Source organism: Pseudomonas brenneri (assembly GCF_007858285.1).
Classification (GTDB): domain Bacteria; phylum Pseudomonadota; class Gammaproteobacteria; order Pseudomonadales; family Pseudomonadaceae; genus Aquipseudomonas; species Aquipseudomonas brenneri.
Window position 1 is genome coordinate 1 of the sequence record NZ_VFIL01000012.1, and the last position, 15347, is coordinate 15347.

The 15347-nt window shown below is 62.2% G+C and carries 14 protein-coding genes; 4 read left to right on the forward strand and 10 right to left on the reverse strand.

The window, feature by feature from the left end:
- Nucleotides 1–187: 187 nt before the first annotated feature.
- A complete protein-coding gene (gene hmpA / locus FJD34_RS22910; RefSeq protein ID WP_032857635.1) occupies nt 188–1369 on the reverse strand; it encodes an NO-inducible flavohemoprotein in 1182 nt (393 codons plus the stop codon).
- 155 nt (nt 1370–1524) lie between these two features.
- On the opposite strand from hmpA, the gene norR reads away from it, so the two are divergent.
- Nucleotides 1525–3066 carry a nitric oxide reductase transcriptional regulator NorR gene (norR, locus tag FJD34_RS22915; RefSeq protein ID WP_032857637.1) on the forward strand — a complete coding sequence of 514 codons (1542 nt, stop codon included), beginning with the start codon at nt 1525–1527 and terminating at the stop codon, nt 3064–3066.
- 39 nt (nt 3067–3105) lie between these two features.
- On the opposite strand, the gene FJD34_RS22920 is transcribed toward norR, so the two are convergent.
- A complete protein-coding gene (locus tag FJD34_RS22920) occupies nt 3106–4017 on the reverse strand; it encodes a DMT family transporter (protein WP_090293038.1) in 912 nt (303 codons plus the stop codon).
- Nucleotides 4018–4155: 138 nt separating this feature from the next.
- Here FJD34_RS22920 and FJD34_RS22925 point away from each other — a divergent pair, with 138 nt between their 5' ends.
- Nucleotides 4156–5037 (forward strand): helix-turn-helix domain-containing protein, encoded by an 882-nt coding sequence (locus tag FJD34_RS22925; RefSeq protein WP_090293036.1) that lies wholly within the window; start codon nt 4156–4158, stop codon nt 5035–5037.
- A gap of 477 nt (nt 5038–5514) precedes the next feature.
- Here the strand turns inward: FJD34_RS22925 and dacB are convergent, their stop codons facing one another.
- From dacB to FJD34_RS22970, 8 genes are all read right to left on the reverse strand, one after another.
- On the reverse strand, nt 5515–6984 hold the full coding sequence (gene dacB / locus FJD34_RS22935; RefSeq protein WP_065944274.1) for a D-alanyl-D-alanine carboxypeptidase/D-alanyl-D-alanine endopeptidase: 1470 nt from the start codon (nt 6982–6984) through the stop codon (nt 5515–5517).
- Between the two features lie 69 nt (nt 6985–7053).
- Nucleotides 7054–9483, reverse strand: coding sequence for a TonB-dependent siderophore receptor (locus FJD34_RS22940; RefSeq protein WP_090293033.1), 2430 nt, complete (start codon nt 9481–9483; stop codon nt 7054–7056).
- Between the two features lie 110 nt (nt 9484–9593).
- Nucleotides 9594–9743 carry a type B 50S ribosomal protein L36 gene (ykgO, locus tag FJD34_RS22945; RefSeq protein WP_020297337.1) on the reverse strand — a complete coding sequence of 50 codons (150 nt, stop codon included), beginning with the start codon at nt 9741–9743 and terminating at the stop codon, nt 9594–9596.
- A gap of 108 nt (nt 9744–9851) precedes the next feature.
- The gene (locus tag FJD34_RS22950) at nt 9852–10829 is read right to left on the reverse strand and encodes a FecR family protein (protein ID WP_065944276.1); all 978 of its coding nucleotides are present in this window, start codon (nt 10827–10829) and stop codon (nt 9852–9854) included.
- The gene (locus FJD34_RS22955) at nt 10826–11404 is read right to left on the reverse strand and encodes an RNA polymerase sigma factor (RefSeq protein ID WP_032857649.1); all 579 of its coding nucleotides are present in this window, start codon (nt 11402–11404) and stop codon (nt 10826–10828) included. The genes FJD34_RS22950 and FJD34_RS22955 overlap by 4 nt, the downstream gene beginning before the upstream one ends.
- A gap of 6 nt (nt 11405–11410) precedes the next feature.
- Complete coding sequence (locus tag FJD34_RS22960; protein ID WP_032857652.1) at nt 11411–11737, reverse strand: DUF3325 domain-containing protein; 327 nt, start codon at nt 11735–11737, stop codon at nt 11411–11413.
- Nucleotides 11737–13311 carry a PepSY-associated TM helix domain-containing protein gene (locus FJD34_RS22965; RefSeq protein WP_090293028.1) on the reverse strand — a complete coding sequence of 525 codons (1575 nt, stop codon included), beginning with the start codon at nt 13309–13311 and terminating at the stop codon, nt 11737–11739. The genes FJD34_RS22960 and FJD34_RS22965 overlap by 1 nt, the downstream gene beginning before the upstream one ends.
- Nucleotides 13308–13610, reverse strand: a complete 303-nt coding sequence (locus FJD34_RS22970) for a DUF3649 domain-containing protein (RefSeq protein ID WP_032857655.1) — start codon at nt 13608–13610, stop codon at nt 13308–13310. The genes FJD34_RS22965 and FJD34_RS22970 overlap by 4 nt, the downstream gene beginning before the upstream one ends.
- A gap of 245 nt (nt 13611–13855) precedes the next feature.
- On the opposite strand from FJD34_RS22970, the gene FJD34_RS22975 reads away from it, so the two are divergent.
- Nucleotides 13856–14344 (forward strand): sigma-70 family RNA polymerase sigma factor, encoded by a 489-nt coding sequence (locus FJD34_RS22975; protein ID WP_032857658.1) that lies wholly within the window; start codon nt 13856–13858, stop codon nt 14342–14344.
- The gene (locus FJD34_RS22980) at nt 14341–15285 is read left to right on the forward strand and encodes a FecR domain-containing protein (protein ID WP_032857660.1); all 945 of its coding nucleotides are present in this window, start codon (nt 14341–14343) and stop codon (nt 15283–15285) included. The genes FJD34_RS22975 and FJD34_RS22980 overlap by 4 nt, the downstream gene beginning before the upstream one ends.
- The last annotated feature ends 62 nt before the right edge of the window (nt 15286–15347 follow it).

The following is a 15347-nucleotide window of genomic DNA, read 5'->3' on the forward strand; positions in this document are numbered from 1 at the left end:
CTGTTCTGAACCCTTTGCCATCCTCCAGGTAGGCCTGAACAGCGGTGAGCTTGAATTGATCTGAATACTTGCTCATGTGAACACCCCAAGAAATTGGATTTGTGTCCAACTTCTTGGGGGCAGTCCATTTTGAATGTATTCACAGATCAAATGTGGGAGCGGCGGTGCGGTGTTGAAGAGCGGCCGCTTATTCCAGCGCCGCCGCCGGCCCAAAGAACTCATACCGGCTCTGCTTCTCAGGCACACCCAGTGCCTTGAGGTGACGCTTGATCGCACTCATAAAGCCCTTTGGCCCCAGGAAGTAGGCATCCACATCACGCTCCTCAGGCAACCACGCCGCCAGTTGCTCCTGAGTCAACATCCCCAGCTTGTCCGCCGCCGGGCTGATGCCATCATCCTCGGCATAGCAATAGAAGCGTTGCAGTTGCGGATGCTGCACGGCCAACGCATCGACCCAGTCACGGAACGCATGCACACCACCATTACGCGCACAGTGGATAAAGTGCACCGGGCGCTCGGTCGCCAAAGCCGCTTCCAGCATCGGCAGGGTTGGCGTGATGCCCACCCCGCCACTGATCAGCACCAGGGGTTTGTCGCTGGGCACCAGGGTGAATTCTCCCGATGGCGGGAACAGGTCGAGGGTCGCACCCACGTGCATCTGGTCATGCAGGTAGTTGGAGACCCGCCCGCCCGCTTCGCGTTTGACGCTGATGCGGTACAGGCCCGAATCGGTGCGTGCCGACAACGAATAGTTGCGGCGCACTTCTTCGCCATCGAGCAGCAGTTTCAGGCCGATGTACTGGCCAGGCTCAGCCGCGAGGATCGGGCCGTCATCCACCGGGGCAAAGTACAGGGAAATGATTTCGCTGCTCTCCTCCACACGCTTGACCAGCAGAAACGGCCGGGCACCACGCCAGCCACCAACGGCCTGGGCTTTTTCGTCGTAGATCGCACTTTCGGCACCGATCAGGATATCGGCCAGTTGCCCATAGGCGGCGCCCCACGCACCCATCACTTCAGGGGTGGCGATTTCATCACCCAGCACCTCGCTAATCGCCCGCAGCAGGCAGTTGCCGACAATCGGGTAATGCTCCGGCAGAATTTGCAGGGCCACGTGCTTATTGATGATCTTGGCCACCAGGTCGCCCAACTGATCCAACTGGTCGATATGCCGCGCATACATCAGCACACCATTGGCCAAGGCGCGAGGCTGGTCGCCGCTGGCCTGGTGGGCCTGGTTAAACAGCGGGCGCACTTCGGGGTATTCGGACAACATCATCCGGTAGAAGTGGGTGATCAGGGCTTCACCACCGCTTTCGAGCAGTGGCACAGTGGACTTGACGATGGCACGGTCTTGAACGCTAAGCATGGGGAGACTCCTGAGCTTTTAGGCTTCTGAATGATTACCTTGTGATACTCAGTATTCGTGCCAACTAATAATTCGTTATTTATCAATAGCTTAATTTAAATATAGTCAATATGACTTCCTACACCTTATAGTCATTAGGACTACAAGGAGTCATTATGACTGCACACTCCCTGCTCACCACCCTGTTGCCATTGGTCGCCGACCTCTCCCGCGAACTGCCCGAAGGCGAGCGCTACCGACGCCTGCTGCAAGCCATGCGCACCCTGCTGCCCTGCGATGCCGCCGCGCTGCTGCGCCTGGACGGTGAATGGCTGGTGCCACTGGCGGTGGACGGCTTGAGCCCGGACACCTTGGGCCGACGCTTCAAGATCAGCGAACACCCGCGCTTCGAAGTGCTATTGAGCAGCCCCGGCCCGACCCGCTTCGACAGCGACAGCGAACTGCCCGACCCCTATGACGGCTTGGTCGATGGCCTGCACGGTCATCTGGAAGTCCACGACTGCATGGGCTGCCCGCTGTTTGTCGACGACCGCCCCTGGGGCCTGCTGACCCTGGATGCCCTGGACACCGAGCGCTTCGAGCGCGTCGAACTGGACGCCTTGCAAGCCTTTGCCAGCCTCGCCGCCGCCACGGTCAATGTCGCCGAACGTATCGAGCACCTGGCATTGCGCGCCGAGGATGAACACCAGCGCGCGGAAATCTATCGCCAGGCCAGCGGCCAGCAGCACAAGGAAATGATCGGCCAGAGCAAGACCCACAAGCGCCTGGTAGAGGAAATCAAGCTGGTGGGCGGCAGCGACCTGACCGTGCTGATCACCGGCGAAACCGGGGTCGGCAAGGAACTGGTGGCCCAGGCCATCCACGCGGCCTCATCGCGCAGCGAAAAACCGCTGATCAGCCTCAACTGCGCCGCCCTCCCGGAAACCCTGGTGGAGAGCGAACTGTTTGGCCACGTTCGCGGCGCGTTTACCGGCGCGCTAAATGAACGGCGGGGCAAGTTCGAGCTGGCCAATGGCGGCACGTTGTTCCTTGATGAGGTGGGCGAATTGTCGCTGACCGTGCAGGCCAAGCTGCTGCGGGTCCTGCAAAGCGGGCAGTTGCAACGGTTGGGCTCGGACAAGGAGCATCAAGTGGACGTGCGCCTGATCGCCGCCACCAACCGCGACCTGGCCGAAGAGGTGCGCAATGGCCGTTACCGTGCCGACTTCTATCACCGCCTGAGCGTATACCCGCTGCAAGTCCCGGCCTTGCGTGAACGCGGGCGCGACGTGTTGCTGCTGGCGGGTTTCTTCCTTGAGCAGAACCGTTCGCGCATGGGCCTGGGTAGCCTGCGCCTGACCAGCGATGCCCAGGCGGCGTTGCTGGCTTATGGCTGGCCCGGCAATGTGCGGGAGCTGGAACACCTGATTGGTCGCAGTGCCCTGAAAGCCTTGGGCAACCACCGGGAGCGGCCGAAAATTCTCAGCCTCAGCGCCAAGGACCTGGACTTGCCCAGTGAATCGGCGCCGCTGATTGAGGAACAGGCCGAGCTACCCGTGGTAACCGGTGACTTGCGCCAGGCCACCGAGCACTACCAAAGGCAAGTCATCGGCGCCTGCCTGGAACGCCACCAGCACAACTGGGCCAGCGCCGCACGAGAGCTGGGGCTGGACCGCGCCAACCTGGGGCGCATGGCCAAGCGCCTGGGCCTGAAGTAACCGGGTCTAAAATGTGGGAGCAAGCCCGCTCCCACATTTTTAGATCTGCTTTGTTTTATAGACCGGGCTCATGACACGGGCGGGTTTGGACTTACGAAACACCAACACATTCCCCAGCATCACCAGCACCAACCCCACCAGTGCCGGGGCCGTCCACTGGTAGCCCTCGACCAGCGCCGAGACGTTCAGCGCCACCACCGGGAACAACACCGTGCAATACGCCGCCCGCTCCGGGCCCATACGGCCGACCAAGGTCAGGTAGGCGGTAAAGCCGATCACCGAGCCCGGGATCACCAGGTACAGCAACGAACCGATATAGCGGGTGTTCCATTCCATTTCAAAAGGAATGCCCTGGATCACGCAGTACAGCGCCAGCATCGACGCGCCGTAAGCCATGCCCCAGGCGTTGGTGGTCAACGGCTTGAGCCCGGCTTTCTGTTGCAGGCTCGACAGCATGTTGCCCGCCGAGAAACACATCGTCCCCAGCAACGCCAGGCCCAAGCCCAATAGCGTCTCGGGGCTGGCGGTATGCCCGGCCAGTTCCGGCCAGAACAACAAGCCCAGGCCGAGCAACCCAAGGCCGCCGCCCAGCAACACATTGCGCGCGACTTTCTGGCCGAAGAACACTCGGGCATTCAACGCATTCCACAGCGTCGCGGTGGAGAACACCACCGCCACCAGGCCACTGGGGATCCACTGGCTGGCCGTGAGGAAGCACATGAAGTTCACGCAAAACAGACACAAACCCTGGGCCAGGCAGATCAAGTGCCCGCGCCGGTTCATCACCTGCAATTTGCGACTGAGCAGCAGCAACACAAACAGCACCAGCGCTGCCAGGCCGAAGCGATAGACGATGGAAACCGGAATTTCCACCACACCCAATTGCCACTTGAGGGCGATCCAGGTGGTGCCCCAGATCAGCACAGTCAGTAAATACAGGGAAAGGTTCATGGCGCACTCCGGTGGTTGAGCCACAGTGTCGCCCTGCCCTGATGCTGCGCACTTGCAGATTCTTGCGCTTTTGTCAGGCCGAGGGATCACAGCACCAACTGCCGGGAGTAGGATGCAAGGCGTCCCAGAGAACGAATTATGCCTACCCTGGAAACCCTGCAAGTCTTTCAAGCCCTCAACCGCTCGCCCAACGCTCGCCTTGAGCTCAGCGCCGAGCTTGGGGACGGCTTGTCTGCGGCTTTGTGGAGCAACCACCATGATGCCCAGGACTACGAGGCGCCCAGCCATCACACCCTGTCCTGCTACGTGGGCGGTGGCACCGAGACATTTCGGCGCGGCCAGCCCGGCACCAAGGGTGGCCCTGACAAATTGTGCATCCTGCCCGCCGAGCATCAGTCGGCCTGGGTGATCAACGGCGAGATCCGCCTGGCCCATGTGTATTTCAGCGCGGAGCAATTTGCCCTGGGTTGCGTCACCCTGCTGGACCGCGAGCCCCGGGCGCTGCAACTGCGCGAAAGTACGTTCCTGGAAGACCCGCAGCAAGCCCGGCGCTTTCACCAGTTGATTGGCCTGAACTGGCAGGAACCTGCCGAACGCCTGCTGACCAGTAGCCTGGCCCATGAAATGCTCAGCCACACCCTGCTCAGCCAGGTCGGCCTGCGTGAAGGCTTGCGCCTCAAGGGTGGATTGGCCGCGCACCAACGCCGGCAGTTGGTGGACTACATTGAGCAGCAACTGGCCGAGCCGATCAGCCTGGGGCAACTGGCCGGATTGTGCGCGTTGTCGGAGTACCACTTTGCGCGGATGTTTCGCGAAAGCTTCGGCTTGCCGCCTCACCAATATGTACTGGCCCGCCGCCTGGCTCGGGCGCAGGTGATGTTGCGCAGCGGGTTACTGCCGTTGGGGGAGATCGCCCTGGCGTGCGGGTTTTCCAGTGCCAGCCACTTTACCAACCGGTTTCGCCAGGCGATGGGGGCGACACCGGGGGAGTATCGGCAGGCGTTCCTGCCCCGCCCCTGAACATACACACATCCCTGTAGGAGCGAGCTTGCTCGCGAAAAACCTGAGGGCAATGCGGGGAGTCAGGTTCCCCGCGTTATCGTTAACGACCTTCGCGAGCAAGCTCGCTCCTACAGGGGGGGCGCGCAGGTGATGTTGCGCAGCGGGTCACTGCCGTTCCGGGGGAGTATCGGCAGGCGTTCCAACCCTGACCCTGAACATACACGCATCCCTGTAGGAGCGAGCTTGCTCGCGAAAAACCTGAGGGCAATGCGGGGAGTCAGGTTCCCCGCGTTATCGTTAACGACCTTCGCGAGCAAGCTCGCTCCTACAGGGGGGGGCACGCAGGTGATGTTGCGCAGCGGGTCACTGCCGTTCCGGGGGAGTATCGGCAGGCGTTCCTGCCCCGCCCCTGAACATACACGCATCCCTGTAGGAGCGAGCTTGCTCGCGAAAAACCTGAGGGCAATGCGGGGAGTCAGGTTCCCCGCGTTATCGTTAACGACCTTCGCGAGCAAGCTCGCTCCTACAAAGGATCGTCGCCAGTCGATCCTCCAGAGCCTTGATCCGACTGCCCTCCACCACATAGTTATTGGTCAGCATCGAAAACACCAACCGCCGCCCACCCGCATCGGTGATGTAGCCCGTCAACGAAGACACCCCACCCATCGAGCCCGTCTTGGCCTGCAGGTTGTCTTGCGCCGCTGTCCCGCGCAGGCGGTAACGCAGGCTGCCGCCATTCAGGCGATCCGGGTTGCCGGCAATCGGCAGCGCGTCGTACCAGGCGTTGAACCACGGCTGTTTGCCCATGGCCAGCAGCAGGTCGGTGAAGTTCTGCGCCGACACCAGGTTACGTCGCGACAAACCCGAGCCGTCCACCTGATTCAACGTCGCCGGATCCATGCCCTGGCGGCGCAGAAAATCCGCAACCGCCACCACACCCGCCGCCGCCGTGCCGGCATTCGCCTGTTTGCGCCCCATGGCCTTGAGCAGCGCTTCGGCCATGCTGTTGTTGGACAGTTTGAGCAAGGGCCTGATCAGTTCCTGCAACGGCGCCGACTCATGTACCGCCAACACGGTTGCCACCTCTGGACTCACGCCGCCGATCACCCGCCGGCCCTGCACAGTGATCCCCTGCTCCGCCAAGGCCCGCTCAAACAGATTGGCCACCAGTTGCGTCGGCTCCCAGACGCTGACCCATTGACGGCTTTGCGTCCCCGGCTGCAAGGCGCCGCTCAAACGCAGCAGGTTGCTGCCGTGCTGGCGATTGAGCCCATAGCTGTTACCCGGGCCGCTGACCGCCAGGTTGCTCAGTTGCACATAATCAGTGGCCGGACTAAGGCTGACACTCACTGCTTGGCCGATTGCCGCGGGCGCCCTGGCCGTGACGATCAAGGTGCCCGCATCAAAATCGGCATTGGGCGACACCGTCAACGCGGAGATCTGCGCGCCGTAATATTTGTCTTCATCGTCATGGGCCCAATCGACGCCCAGGCGCTCGGCGTCGAACCAGCTGTCATCGAACACCAGATCCCCCGTCACCTGCCGGATGCCCTGCCCGGCCAGCTTCGCCGCCAGCGCCTGGTAGTCCGCCCACTGGATCGTCGGGTCGCCCAGGCCACGCAGGTACAGATTGCCCATCAGGCGCGCGCCTTGTTGGCGGCCATTACTCAGCAACTGCGTGGAAAACCGATACTGCGGGCCCAGTACATCCATGGCCGCCGCCGTGGTCAGCAGCTTCAGGCTGGAGGCCGGCACCAGCCGTGTCCGTGGGTTGTGCTGGTACAGCGTGCTGCCACTGCGGGCATCGCGCACCATCAATGAAACGCTGGCGCCCGCCAGGGCCGGATCGGCCAGTAACCGGTCCAGCGCCTGCTCGCGGGTTGTCGAAGGCGTGGCACAGCCCCCCAACAACAGGCTCATGCCCACCAGCATGGCGCGGGTGTGTATCCATCGTCCCAACTGCATCAACACGTCCTGGCGATCAACAAAGAGCGCAACGCTAGCAGCTCAGGCCGCCAGCGTCATCGCCGATGGTCAGAACTCCAGGGTGCTGGACAACGACACCTGGCGCGCATCGCCCATGGACACAAACAAACGGCTGACGGCCGAGGTGTAGTAGGTACGGTCAAACAGGTTCTTCACGTTGAGCTGGAACTTGACCTTCTGCCCGTCGACCCGGGTGTCGTAGGTGGCAAATGCATCGGCCACGGTGTAGCCCGGCAGGTCGAAGCTGTTGAGGGCATCACCGGCACGTTCGCCCACGTAACGGGCACCCGCACCGACGCGCAGTTGATCGCCACCCACGATCGTGCCGAAGTCATACACGGCGGATAAAGCCGCCGTATTTTTCGCCACGTTTTGCAGGTTATTGCCCTTGTAGGTCGGGTCTTCGGTGACTTCTGCGTCGGTGTAGGCATAACTGCCGATGAGGCTCCACTGGTCAGTCAATTGCCCGCTCAGGTCCATCTCCAGGCCACGGGAGCGCACTTTGCCGGCGACGCTGTAGATCGAGGTCGCACCCTCGGTGATCGACACCAGCACGTTGCGCTTGTGGATATCAAACAACGCGACGTTGGCGGTGATGCACCCCGGTATATCGAGCTTGGCTCCCAGTTCCCAGGACTTGGACTGTTCCGGGGCGATGCTGCCGTCAATCACCATCTTATTATCCAACGGCGCGATGGTGGAGTTGGGCTTGAACGATTCGGTGTAGCTGCCATAGAACGACAACTCATCGGTGTAGCGGTACACCAGGCCGGCGCGGGGCACCCACTTCTGGCCGTTGCTGTCGGTGTTGGCGGTAAACGGGCGGCCCTTGCCGGCGTACTGGTCGTACGCCTGGAAGCGTGCGCCACCGACCAAGATCCACTGGTCGGTCAGGTGGATCGCGTCCTGAAAAAACACGGAGTCGCTGCGCAGCAGGTCGGTCTGGTTGCTGTCCGGCGCACTGACGGTAGTGCCCGCCACTTCGCGGCCATACACCGGGTCGTTGTAATTGAACACGCTGCGGCTGGCCTGGCGGATCAGGTCGGCGCGGTAGATCTTGCGGTACTCGTCATCCAGGCCGAACACCAGGTCATGGCGCATGCCGGCCACGTCCACCTTGCCTTCGAGGCTGACGGTGGTGAAGCGGTCGGTGGTCAGCGCGCCCTGGGTGCCGTCCATATTGCGATTCAAGGTGCCATTGGCGTTGACCTTGCTCACACGCACCTGGCTGGCGTCGTAGGTTTCGCGGTTCCAGCTGTAGCCGAAATGGGCCTTCCAGTCGTCGTTCAGATCGTGGTCGACCTCGAAGCGATACAGGTCGGAACGGCCTTCCATATTGTTGAACGGCTCGTCCAGGCGACGCGTGGCCGGGATGTCCAGCGGGTGATTGGTCTTGGGGTCGATGGCCGTACCACGGTCGAACGGCGAGAGGAATTCACGGTGCTCGTAGGCCAGCAATACCTTGGTGCTGTCGCCGTACCAGGCCAGGGAGGGGGCGATCACGCTTTCACGGTAGGTGCCGAAGTTGCGCCAGTAATCTTCGTCCTGATGGTCGACGATCAACCGGTAAGCCAGGCCGCTGTCGCCAATCGGGCCGGTGGTGTCGAGGGTGCCGCCGCTGCCGTTCTTGCCGCTGCCATAGGTCGAGCCACGCACGGTCAGCGCGGTGGATGGGGTCAACTCGGGTTTCTTGCTGACAATGTTGATCACGCCGCCCGGGTCCTGGATGCCATACAGCAACGACGCCGGGCCCTTGAGCACTTCGACACGCTCGGCGGTTTCGTTCAGCGCCCGGCCCTGCACCACGGGCATACCGTCGCGCATGACCGAACCGTTACGGTTGTCGCCAAAACCGCGCAACATCACCGCATCCTGGGTACTGCCCAAGGTGTTGGCCTGGGTGATGCCACTGATATTGCCCAAGGCATCATCGAGGTTGCGCGGCACCTGGTCGCGCATCACCTGGGCCGGCACCATGTTCACGGTTTGCGGGGTTTCCAACAGCAATCCCTGGGAACGCATCACCGAACTGGTGGGCGGCGGCTGGTAGCTGTTGGTTTGCTGCGGGTTGACGCCACTGATGGTGGTGGCCCCCAGGTTCAATGCGCCTTCGGTGGGTGCCGGCTCCAGCGCCAGGGTGCGCGCGTCGATCTGGCGCAAGGTCAAGCCGGTATTGCCCAGCAAGCGCTGCAGGGCCTGGGCCGCACTCATCCGCCCGCTGACAGCCGGGGCGTTGAGGGTGTAGGGGGCTTCGTCGGTATAAACCACACTGATGCCGGTCACGCGGCTGAAATCGCTCAGGGCCTGGGGCAACGGTTTGGCCTGGAGCGCGAAGTTGAAGAGCGTGCTTTGCTGCTGCGCATCTGCCGCCTGCGCCAGGCTCAAGGGCAGTACTGCCAGACTTGAAGCGACCAGAAGGGAGGCTCCCAGCCACTGTTTAACCGAACCGCCTGCCGCCGACTTTGCCCTGGACTTCATGCTTGAGCACCCGTGTAGAAAACGCTGTTAATGCGAATTGATCGCAGTTTCAAGCACTACACGGATGGCGCGGGGTTTTACCTCAGGTGAAATTGAAAATAATTTCACCGTCAGCCTTTGTTCTTGTTTTTCGCCCCGCCCTGACGGGCCTTGAAGCGCGGGTTGGACTTGCAGATCACATAGATCCGCCCCCGACGCTTGACGATCTGGCAGTCGCGATGACGGTTCTTGGCTTCTTTGAGTGAGGACAGCACTTTCATGGGGGAGGCTCCTGGATATGAATGTAATAACATATCATAAATACAAATAAGAACCGTTATCAACTTTCTTTCAGTCATCCGCTATTCCTGTGGGAGGCGGTGTTTTTGTTAGCGGACGACGATCAGCCGGCCCAGCACGCTGTGCTGCTCAAAACCCAGCACCGCCTGCAAGGCCTTGAGCACCGCCTCGGGGTTGTTGCTCGGGAAGCTGCCGCTGACCCGGCGGGCGCCGAGTGCGTCGTTGAGCAGCAGGATACGGCCGGGGTAATAGCGGGAAAGGTCTTTGACCACATCGGCCAAAGGGGTCTTGTAGTAATTGAGCCAGCCATCACGCCAGGCCATGCGCGCTTCGCTGTTCACCGCATGCATCTCGTCGGCCACACCCTCGCTGTAGGCCACTTGCTGGTCGGCCGTCAGAATCTGCTGAGTACCCTGCGCCGACGGTTTGACCCCCACCCGCCCCGACAACACGGTCACCTGGGCGCCCGCCGGTTGCAGGCGCACTTCAAACTGCGTGCCCAGCACTCGCGCTTCGCCGCTGCCGGCGTGCACCACAAAAGGCTGGCCGGTGTGGGTGACGCTGAAAAAACCGGCGCCACGGCGCAGTTGGATCTGCCGCTCGCCGTGGCGAAAATCCACGGCAATCGCACTGTCGGCATCCAGGGTGACCTGGCTTTGATCGGCCAGGATCACGGTTTTGACTTGCCCAGGCAAGCTGACGTAATCGGCGCCCAGGTCATCGACCCAGCGCTGCGGCTGCCAGCCCGCGCCCATCGACACCATCAACAACAGACATGCCGCCAGGGCGACGGCCCCCGACCAGCGGCGCACACGGGAGCGCTTCGCGGCGTCCATGGCCTTCAGGTAACGCTGCAAAGCCAAGGCGTCTTCGTCGGCCAGGGTGCTCGCCGGTACTTCGCTCAACTCCCACAACACCTGCGCCTGGGCATACGCCTCGACGTGGGCCGGGTCGGCACGCAGCCAGCGGCTGAACGTGGCCTGGTCGCCACTGCTGGGCGCATCGTGCAGCAGGCTGAGCCAGGCCAGGGCGGCCTGTTCCTGGGCGGGTGTCGGGGTGGTGGTCACGGTGCTTTCCCTGGCGAACGTGGCGGATGGGCTTCCCGAAGGCTGGCTTTGCAGGCTTCGAGGGCGCGCATCATATGTTTTTCCACAGCGCTTTGGGACAGGCCCATGGCCTTGGCGATTTCGGCGTACTTGCGCCCGTGGATCCGGTTGAGCAAAAAAATCTGCCGCGTGCGTTCCGGCAAACGGCGCAGCGCCGCTTCGACATGACGCAGGTCGTTGCCGGCCTCCAGCGCGGCCTGGGGCTCGCAGCCAGAATGATCCTGCTGTTCCGGCAGCCAGCCTTCATTGCCGCGCACCCGCGCGCCTTCGCTGCGCAGGTGGTCGATGGCGATATTGCCGGCGCAGCGCAGCAGGTAGGTGCTCAGTTCCTCAACCTGCACCAGGGGCCGGCGCCAGAAACGCAGGAACAAATCCTGCACCAGGTCCGCCGCCGTCGCACGGCAGCCTACGCGGCGGCTGACCAAGGCCTCCATCTGTGAACGCTGGGACAAAAACACCTGCAGGAAATGTGCGCGCCCGCCCGACGATTCGGCGCGGGGGTGATCCTGGGATTCGGGCGGCGTGGTGATCATCAAGGCGGCTCAGAGGGTCGCGAAGGCCGCAACGGGGCTGGCCAGCAGGCCGACGCCCGCCAGGATCAGGGCCAGCCTTGGCCGATAGGGCATCAACAACACCAGCAACAGCGCACTGAGCATCAGCACCGCACACCAGTCCACCAGCCCGCGACTCCAACCAGCCGCCTGCACTGCCGGCCAGATCGACACCAGCAACAGCAGCCAACCGCCCAGGCGCAAACCCAGGCGCCGGCGTGGCGAAGGTTTGCTGTGCAGCAACTCGCCGTGATGGCGATCCAGGGACAGGCACAGCGCGGTGAAGCCCGCATAGCACAACAACAAGGCCAACAACATCAGTTCACCTCGCCTTTGAGCGTCAACGGCCGGGCGCGCTCGGCCTTGGGCTGCGCGGCGCTGCGGTGTTGCATCTTCCAGGCCGCCCAAGCCAGGAACAGGCCACTGCCCAGGCAGGTCAGGTCAAAGCCGGCCATCGCCCAATCGCCTTTGGCCAGCGATACACCCAAGTGTTCGGAGGTAGTCAGCGCGTTGAGCAGCGGCACGCCGATAAACAGCAAGGCACCCACCGCCAATTGTTCGACCCAAGCCCGGCGGCCACGGCGCAGCATGGCGTGCAGCAGGGTCAGGCCCCAGGCAATAAAGAAGCCCTGCACTTCCCAGTCCGAACGTTCGGCGAAGTTCGCAGGCAGCAAGCGATTGGCCCAGAAAAACACGGCGATGGCGATGACCAGCCCGGACATGCTGGCAACGTTCAGCACCTCCACCAGGCGCAGCTCAAACGGCATCACTCCGGTTTTTGCGTGCTTGAGCTGACGCTTGCCCAGCCAGATCACCAGGCCGGTGCCGATCATCGCCGTACCCGCCAGGCCACAGATAAAGTACAGCCAGCGCAGCACCGGGCCGGCGAAGTGGCCCATGTGCAAGCCGTAGAAACTGCCACCAATCGCCATCGGCAGCGACTGTTCGGCACTGACACGCAGCACCTCACCGGTGGTGCCATTAAAGGACACGGTGCTGCCGAACTCATGCACCACCCGGTCAGAGCCGGCGCGGGAAACATTGACCGAGACATTCACATCGCCTGGGTTGTTCACCGCCAAGCGCCCTACATGCCCACCGTCCCACTGCGCCCGAGCCTGCTCCACCAACGGCGCCAACGGCAGCAGTTTGCCCGGTTGGCCGAGAGCCGGCGCGTTGTTGGTGGCCGGGAACAGCTCATTGAAGAATGCACGGGTGTTGCCGTCATAAGAGGCAAGAATGCTGGCCGGCATGACCATCGTCATGAAAATCACCAGGCTGCTGTAGGTGATCATCAGGTGGAACGGCAGCACCAGCACACCGACCGCGTTGTGCCCGTCGAGCCAGGAGCGCTGGCCCTTGCGCGGGCGGAAGGTGAAGAAGTCCTTGAAGATTTTCTTGTGGGTGATGATCCCAGTGATCAGCGCGACAAACATCACCATCGCCGCGATGGTCGACAGCCAGCGGCCCCAGGGATGGGGCATCTGCAACTGGAAATGGAACCGATAGAAGAATTCGCCGCCCATGGTTTCACGGGCCTGGAGTTGCTCGCCGGAAACCGGGTCGAGCAGTTTTTCGATGAAGTTACCGCGTCGGCCTGGGTCGATCTTGTCTTGCCACATCACCGATAAACCAGGCTCGCGACCGTTGGGCAGGTTGATAAACCAACGCGCGGCCGTGGGTGCGTGCTGTTCCAGATAGCTTTGCGCCACGGCCAGGCTGCGGGCATCGTCCACCGCATGGGCCGGCACTTCCGGCTGCATCCAGTGGGTGATTTCATCCTTGAAGTAAGCGAGGGTGCCGGTGAGGAAAATCGCGAACAGCAACCAGCCGAAAATCAACCCGGCCCAGGTGTGTAACCAGGCCATTGCCTGACGGAAACCCTCTTTCATGGGTGCGCCATCCAATAAGCCAGGCCAGCCAGGGTGGCCAATATCGCGCTGGGCACCAGCACACCAAACCAGGCACGGGCGGCTGTGCGGCAGGCAAAACACCAGATCACCGCCAGCAGGTAGAACACAAAGGAACTGAGCATGCCGCTGACCACCGCATCGGCACGGGAAATGGGCAGCCATAAGGTCAGGCAGACACTGGCCAGGGACGCCAGCATGTAGCCGCCGACGACAGCGGCCAACAGCCGCGAGGTCACAGCAAGACGATAAGAAAGAGGAAGTGAGGCTTTGCGTTTCATGCCGAAGGCGCCTGGTTCATCAGGGCTGCGAGTTTAATGATAAATATTCTCATAAGCAAAAGAGAACGGATTAACAGAGCGACGAACATCAAATGTGGGAGCTGGCTTGCCTGCTCCCACAGGGTTCTGTTGCGGCTATAAAGCCCCCATCGGTCTCCTGCTGATTGCCGAATGCCACCTCGCAACCCTACAATGCGAACAATTCTCGTTACCTACAGCATGCAGATGCTGCCGGAGTGTTCGCGTTGCGGCCGTCCAATACCGTCGAAGTCCTGTATCACGACCATCACCTCTGGCTGACCGGCTGGTTGCGACGCAAGCTCGGCTGCCCGCAAAGCGCCGCCGACCTGACCCAGGACACGTTCATCCGTGTACTGACGGCACGTGACACACCGACGCTGATCGAACCGCGTGCCTTCCTGACGACCATCGCCAAACGCGTGCTGTTCAACCATTACCGCCGCCAGGACCTGGAACGCGCCTACCTCGACGCCCTGGCGCAGATGCCCGAGCACGTTGCGCCTTCGGAAGAAGACCGGGCCATCATCCTGCAAACCCTGATGGAGCTGGACCAGTTACTCGACGGTTTGCCAGTGCTGGTCAAGCGCGCCTTCCTGCTGGCCCAACTCGACGGCCTGACTTATCCACAGATCGCTGCCGAACTGGGGATCTCCATCGCCACCGTCAAACGACATCTGAATAAAGCCGCCATGCGCTGCTACTTTGCCCTATGAACCCCGCCGCGAACTTCTCGACCCAGGTCGCCGAACAGGCGGTGCAGTGGCTGATGCAAATGCAGCAAGGCCCGCTCAACCCGCGCCAGCAGGCCAATTGGCAACGTTGGCTGGACGCCCACAGCGAACATCAACGGGCATGGGAGCATATCCAGCGGGTCAACCAGCGCCTGCGCGGGATGCCATCGCCCTTGGCCCATGCGGCGTTGAACGCACCGAAATCCAGCAGCCGGCGCCAGGCGCTGAAACTGCTGCTGATCCTCGGTGTCGGCTCCGCCGCGACCTGGGGCCTGCGCCAGCAACACCTGATCCCGCCGCTGAGCGCCGACTACCGCAGCCCCCTCGGCCAGCGGCGCAAGGTGCAACTGGCCGAAGGCAGCCAATTGCAACTCAATACCGCCAGTGCGGTGGACGTGCAGTTCGATGGCCCACAACGCCTGATCCGCCTGCTCGAAGGCGAGATATTACTGCGCGCCAACACCCCGTTGCAGATCATCACCGGCCAGGGCATCGTCACCACCCAGGCGGCACAGGTGAATGTGCGCCAGTTCAACGATCACACCCAAGTGGCAGTGCTGGACGGCCAGGTGGAGATTGCACCCAGGTCCTACAGCGGCCTGCCCCTGACCCTGGAGAAATCCCGCCAGGCCAACCTCACCCGCAAAGGCTGGGATACGCCGCGCCTGACCGATGCCAACACTGGCGCCTGGGCCGACGGCATGCTGGTGGCGTCGCACATGCGCCTGGCCGATTTCCTCGAAGAACTGAGCCGTTATCGCCGCGGCCAATTGCAGTGTGACCCGCTGGTGGCCAACCTGCTGATCTCCGGCAGCTACCCGCTGGACGACAGCGAACGCATTCTGGACCTGCTGCAAATCAGCCTGCCGGTCAAAGTCCGGCGCTTTACCCGTTACTGGGTCAGCGTCGAAGCCCGTGCATGAATTATTTTCTGCAAACGTGAGCCGTTTTCCCGATCTCGCGTGACAGACAAGGAAAGCCACCC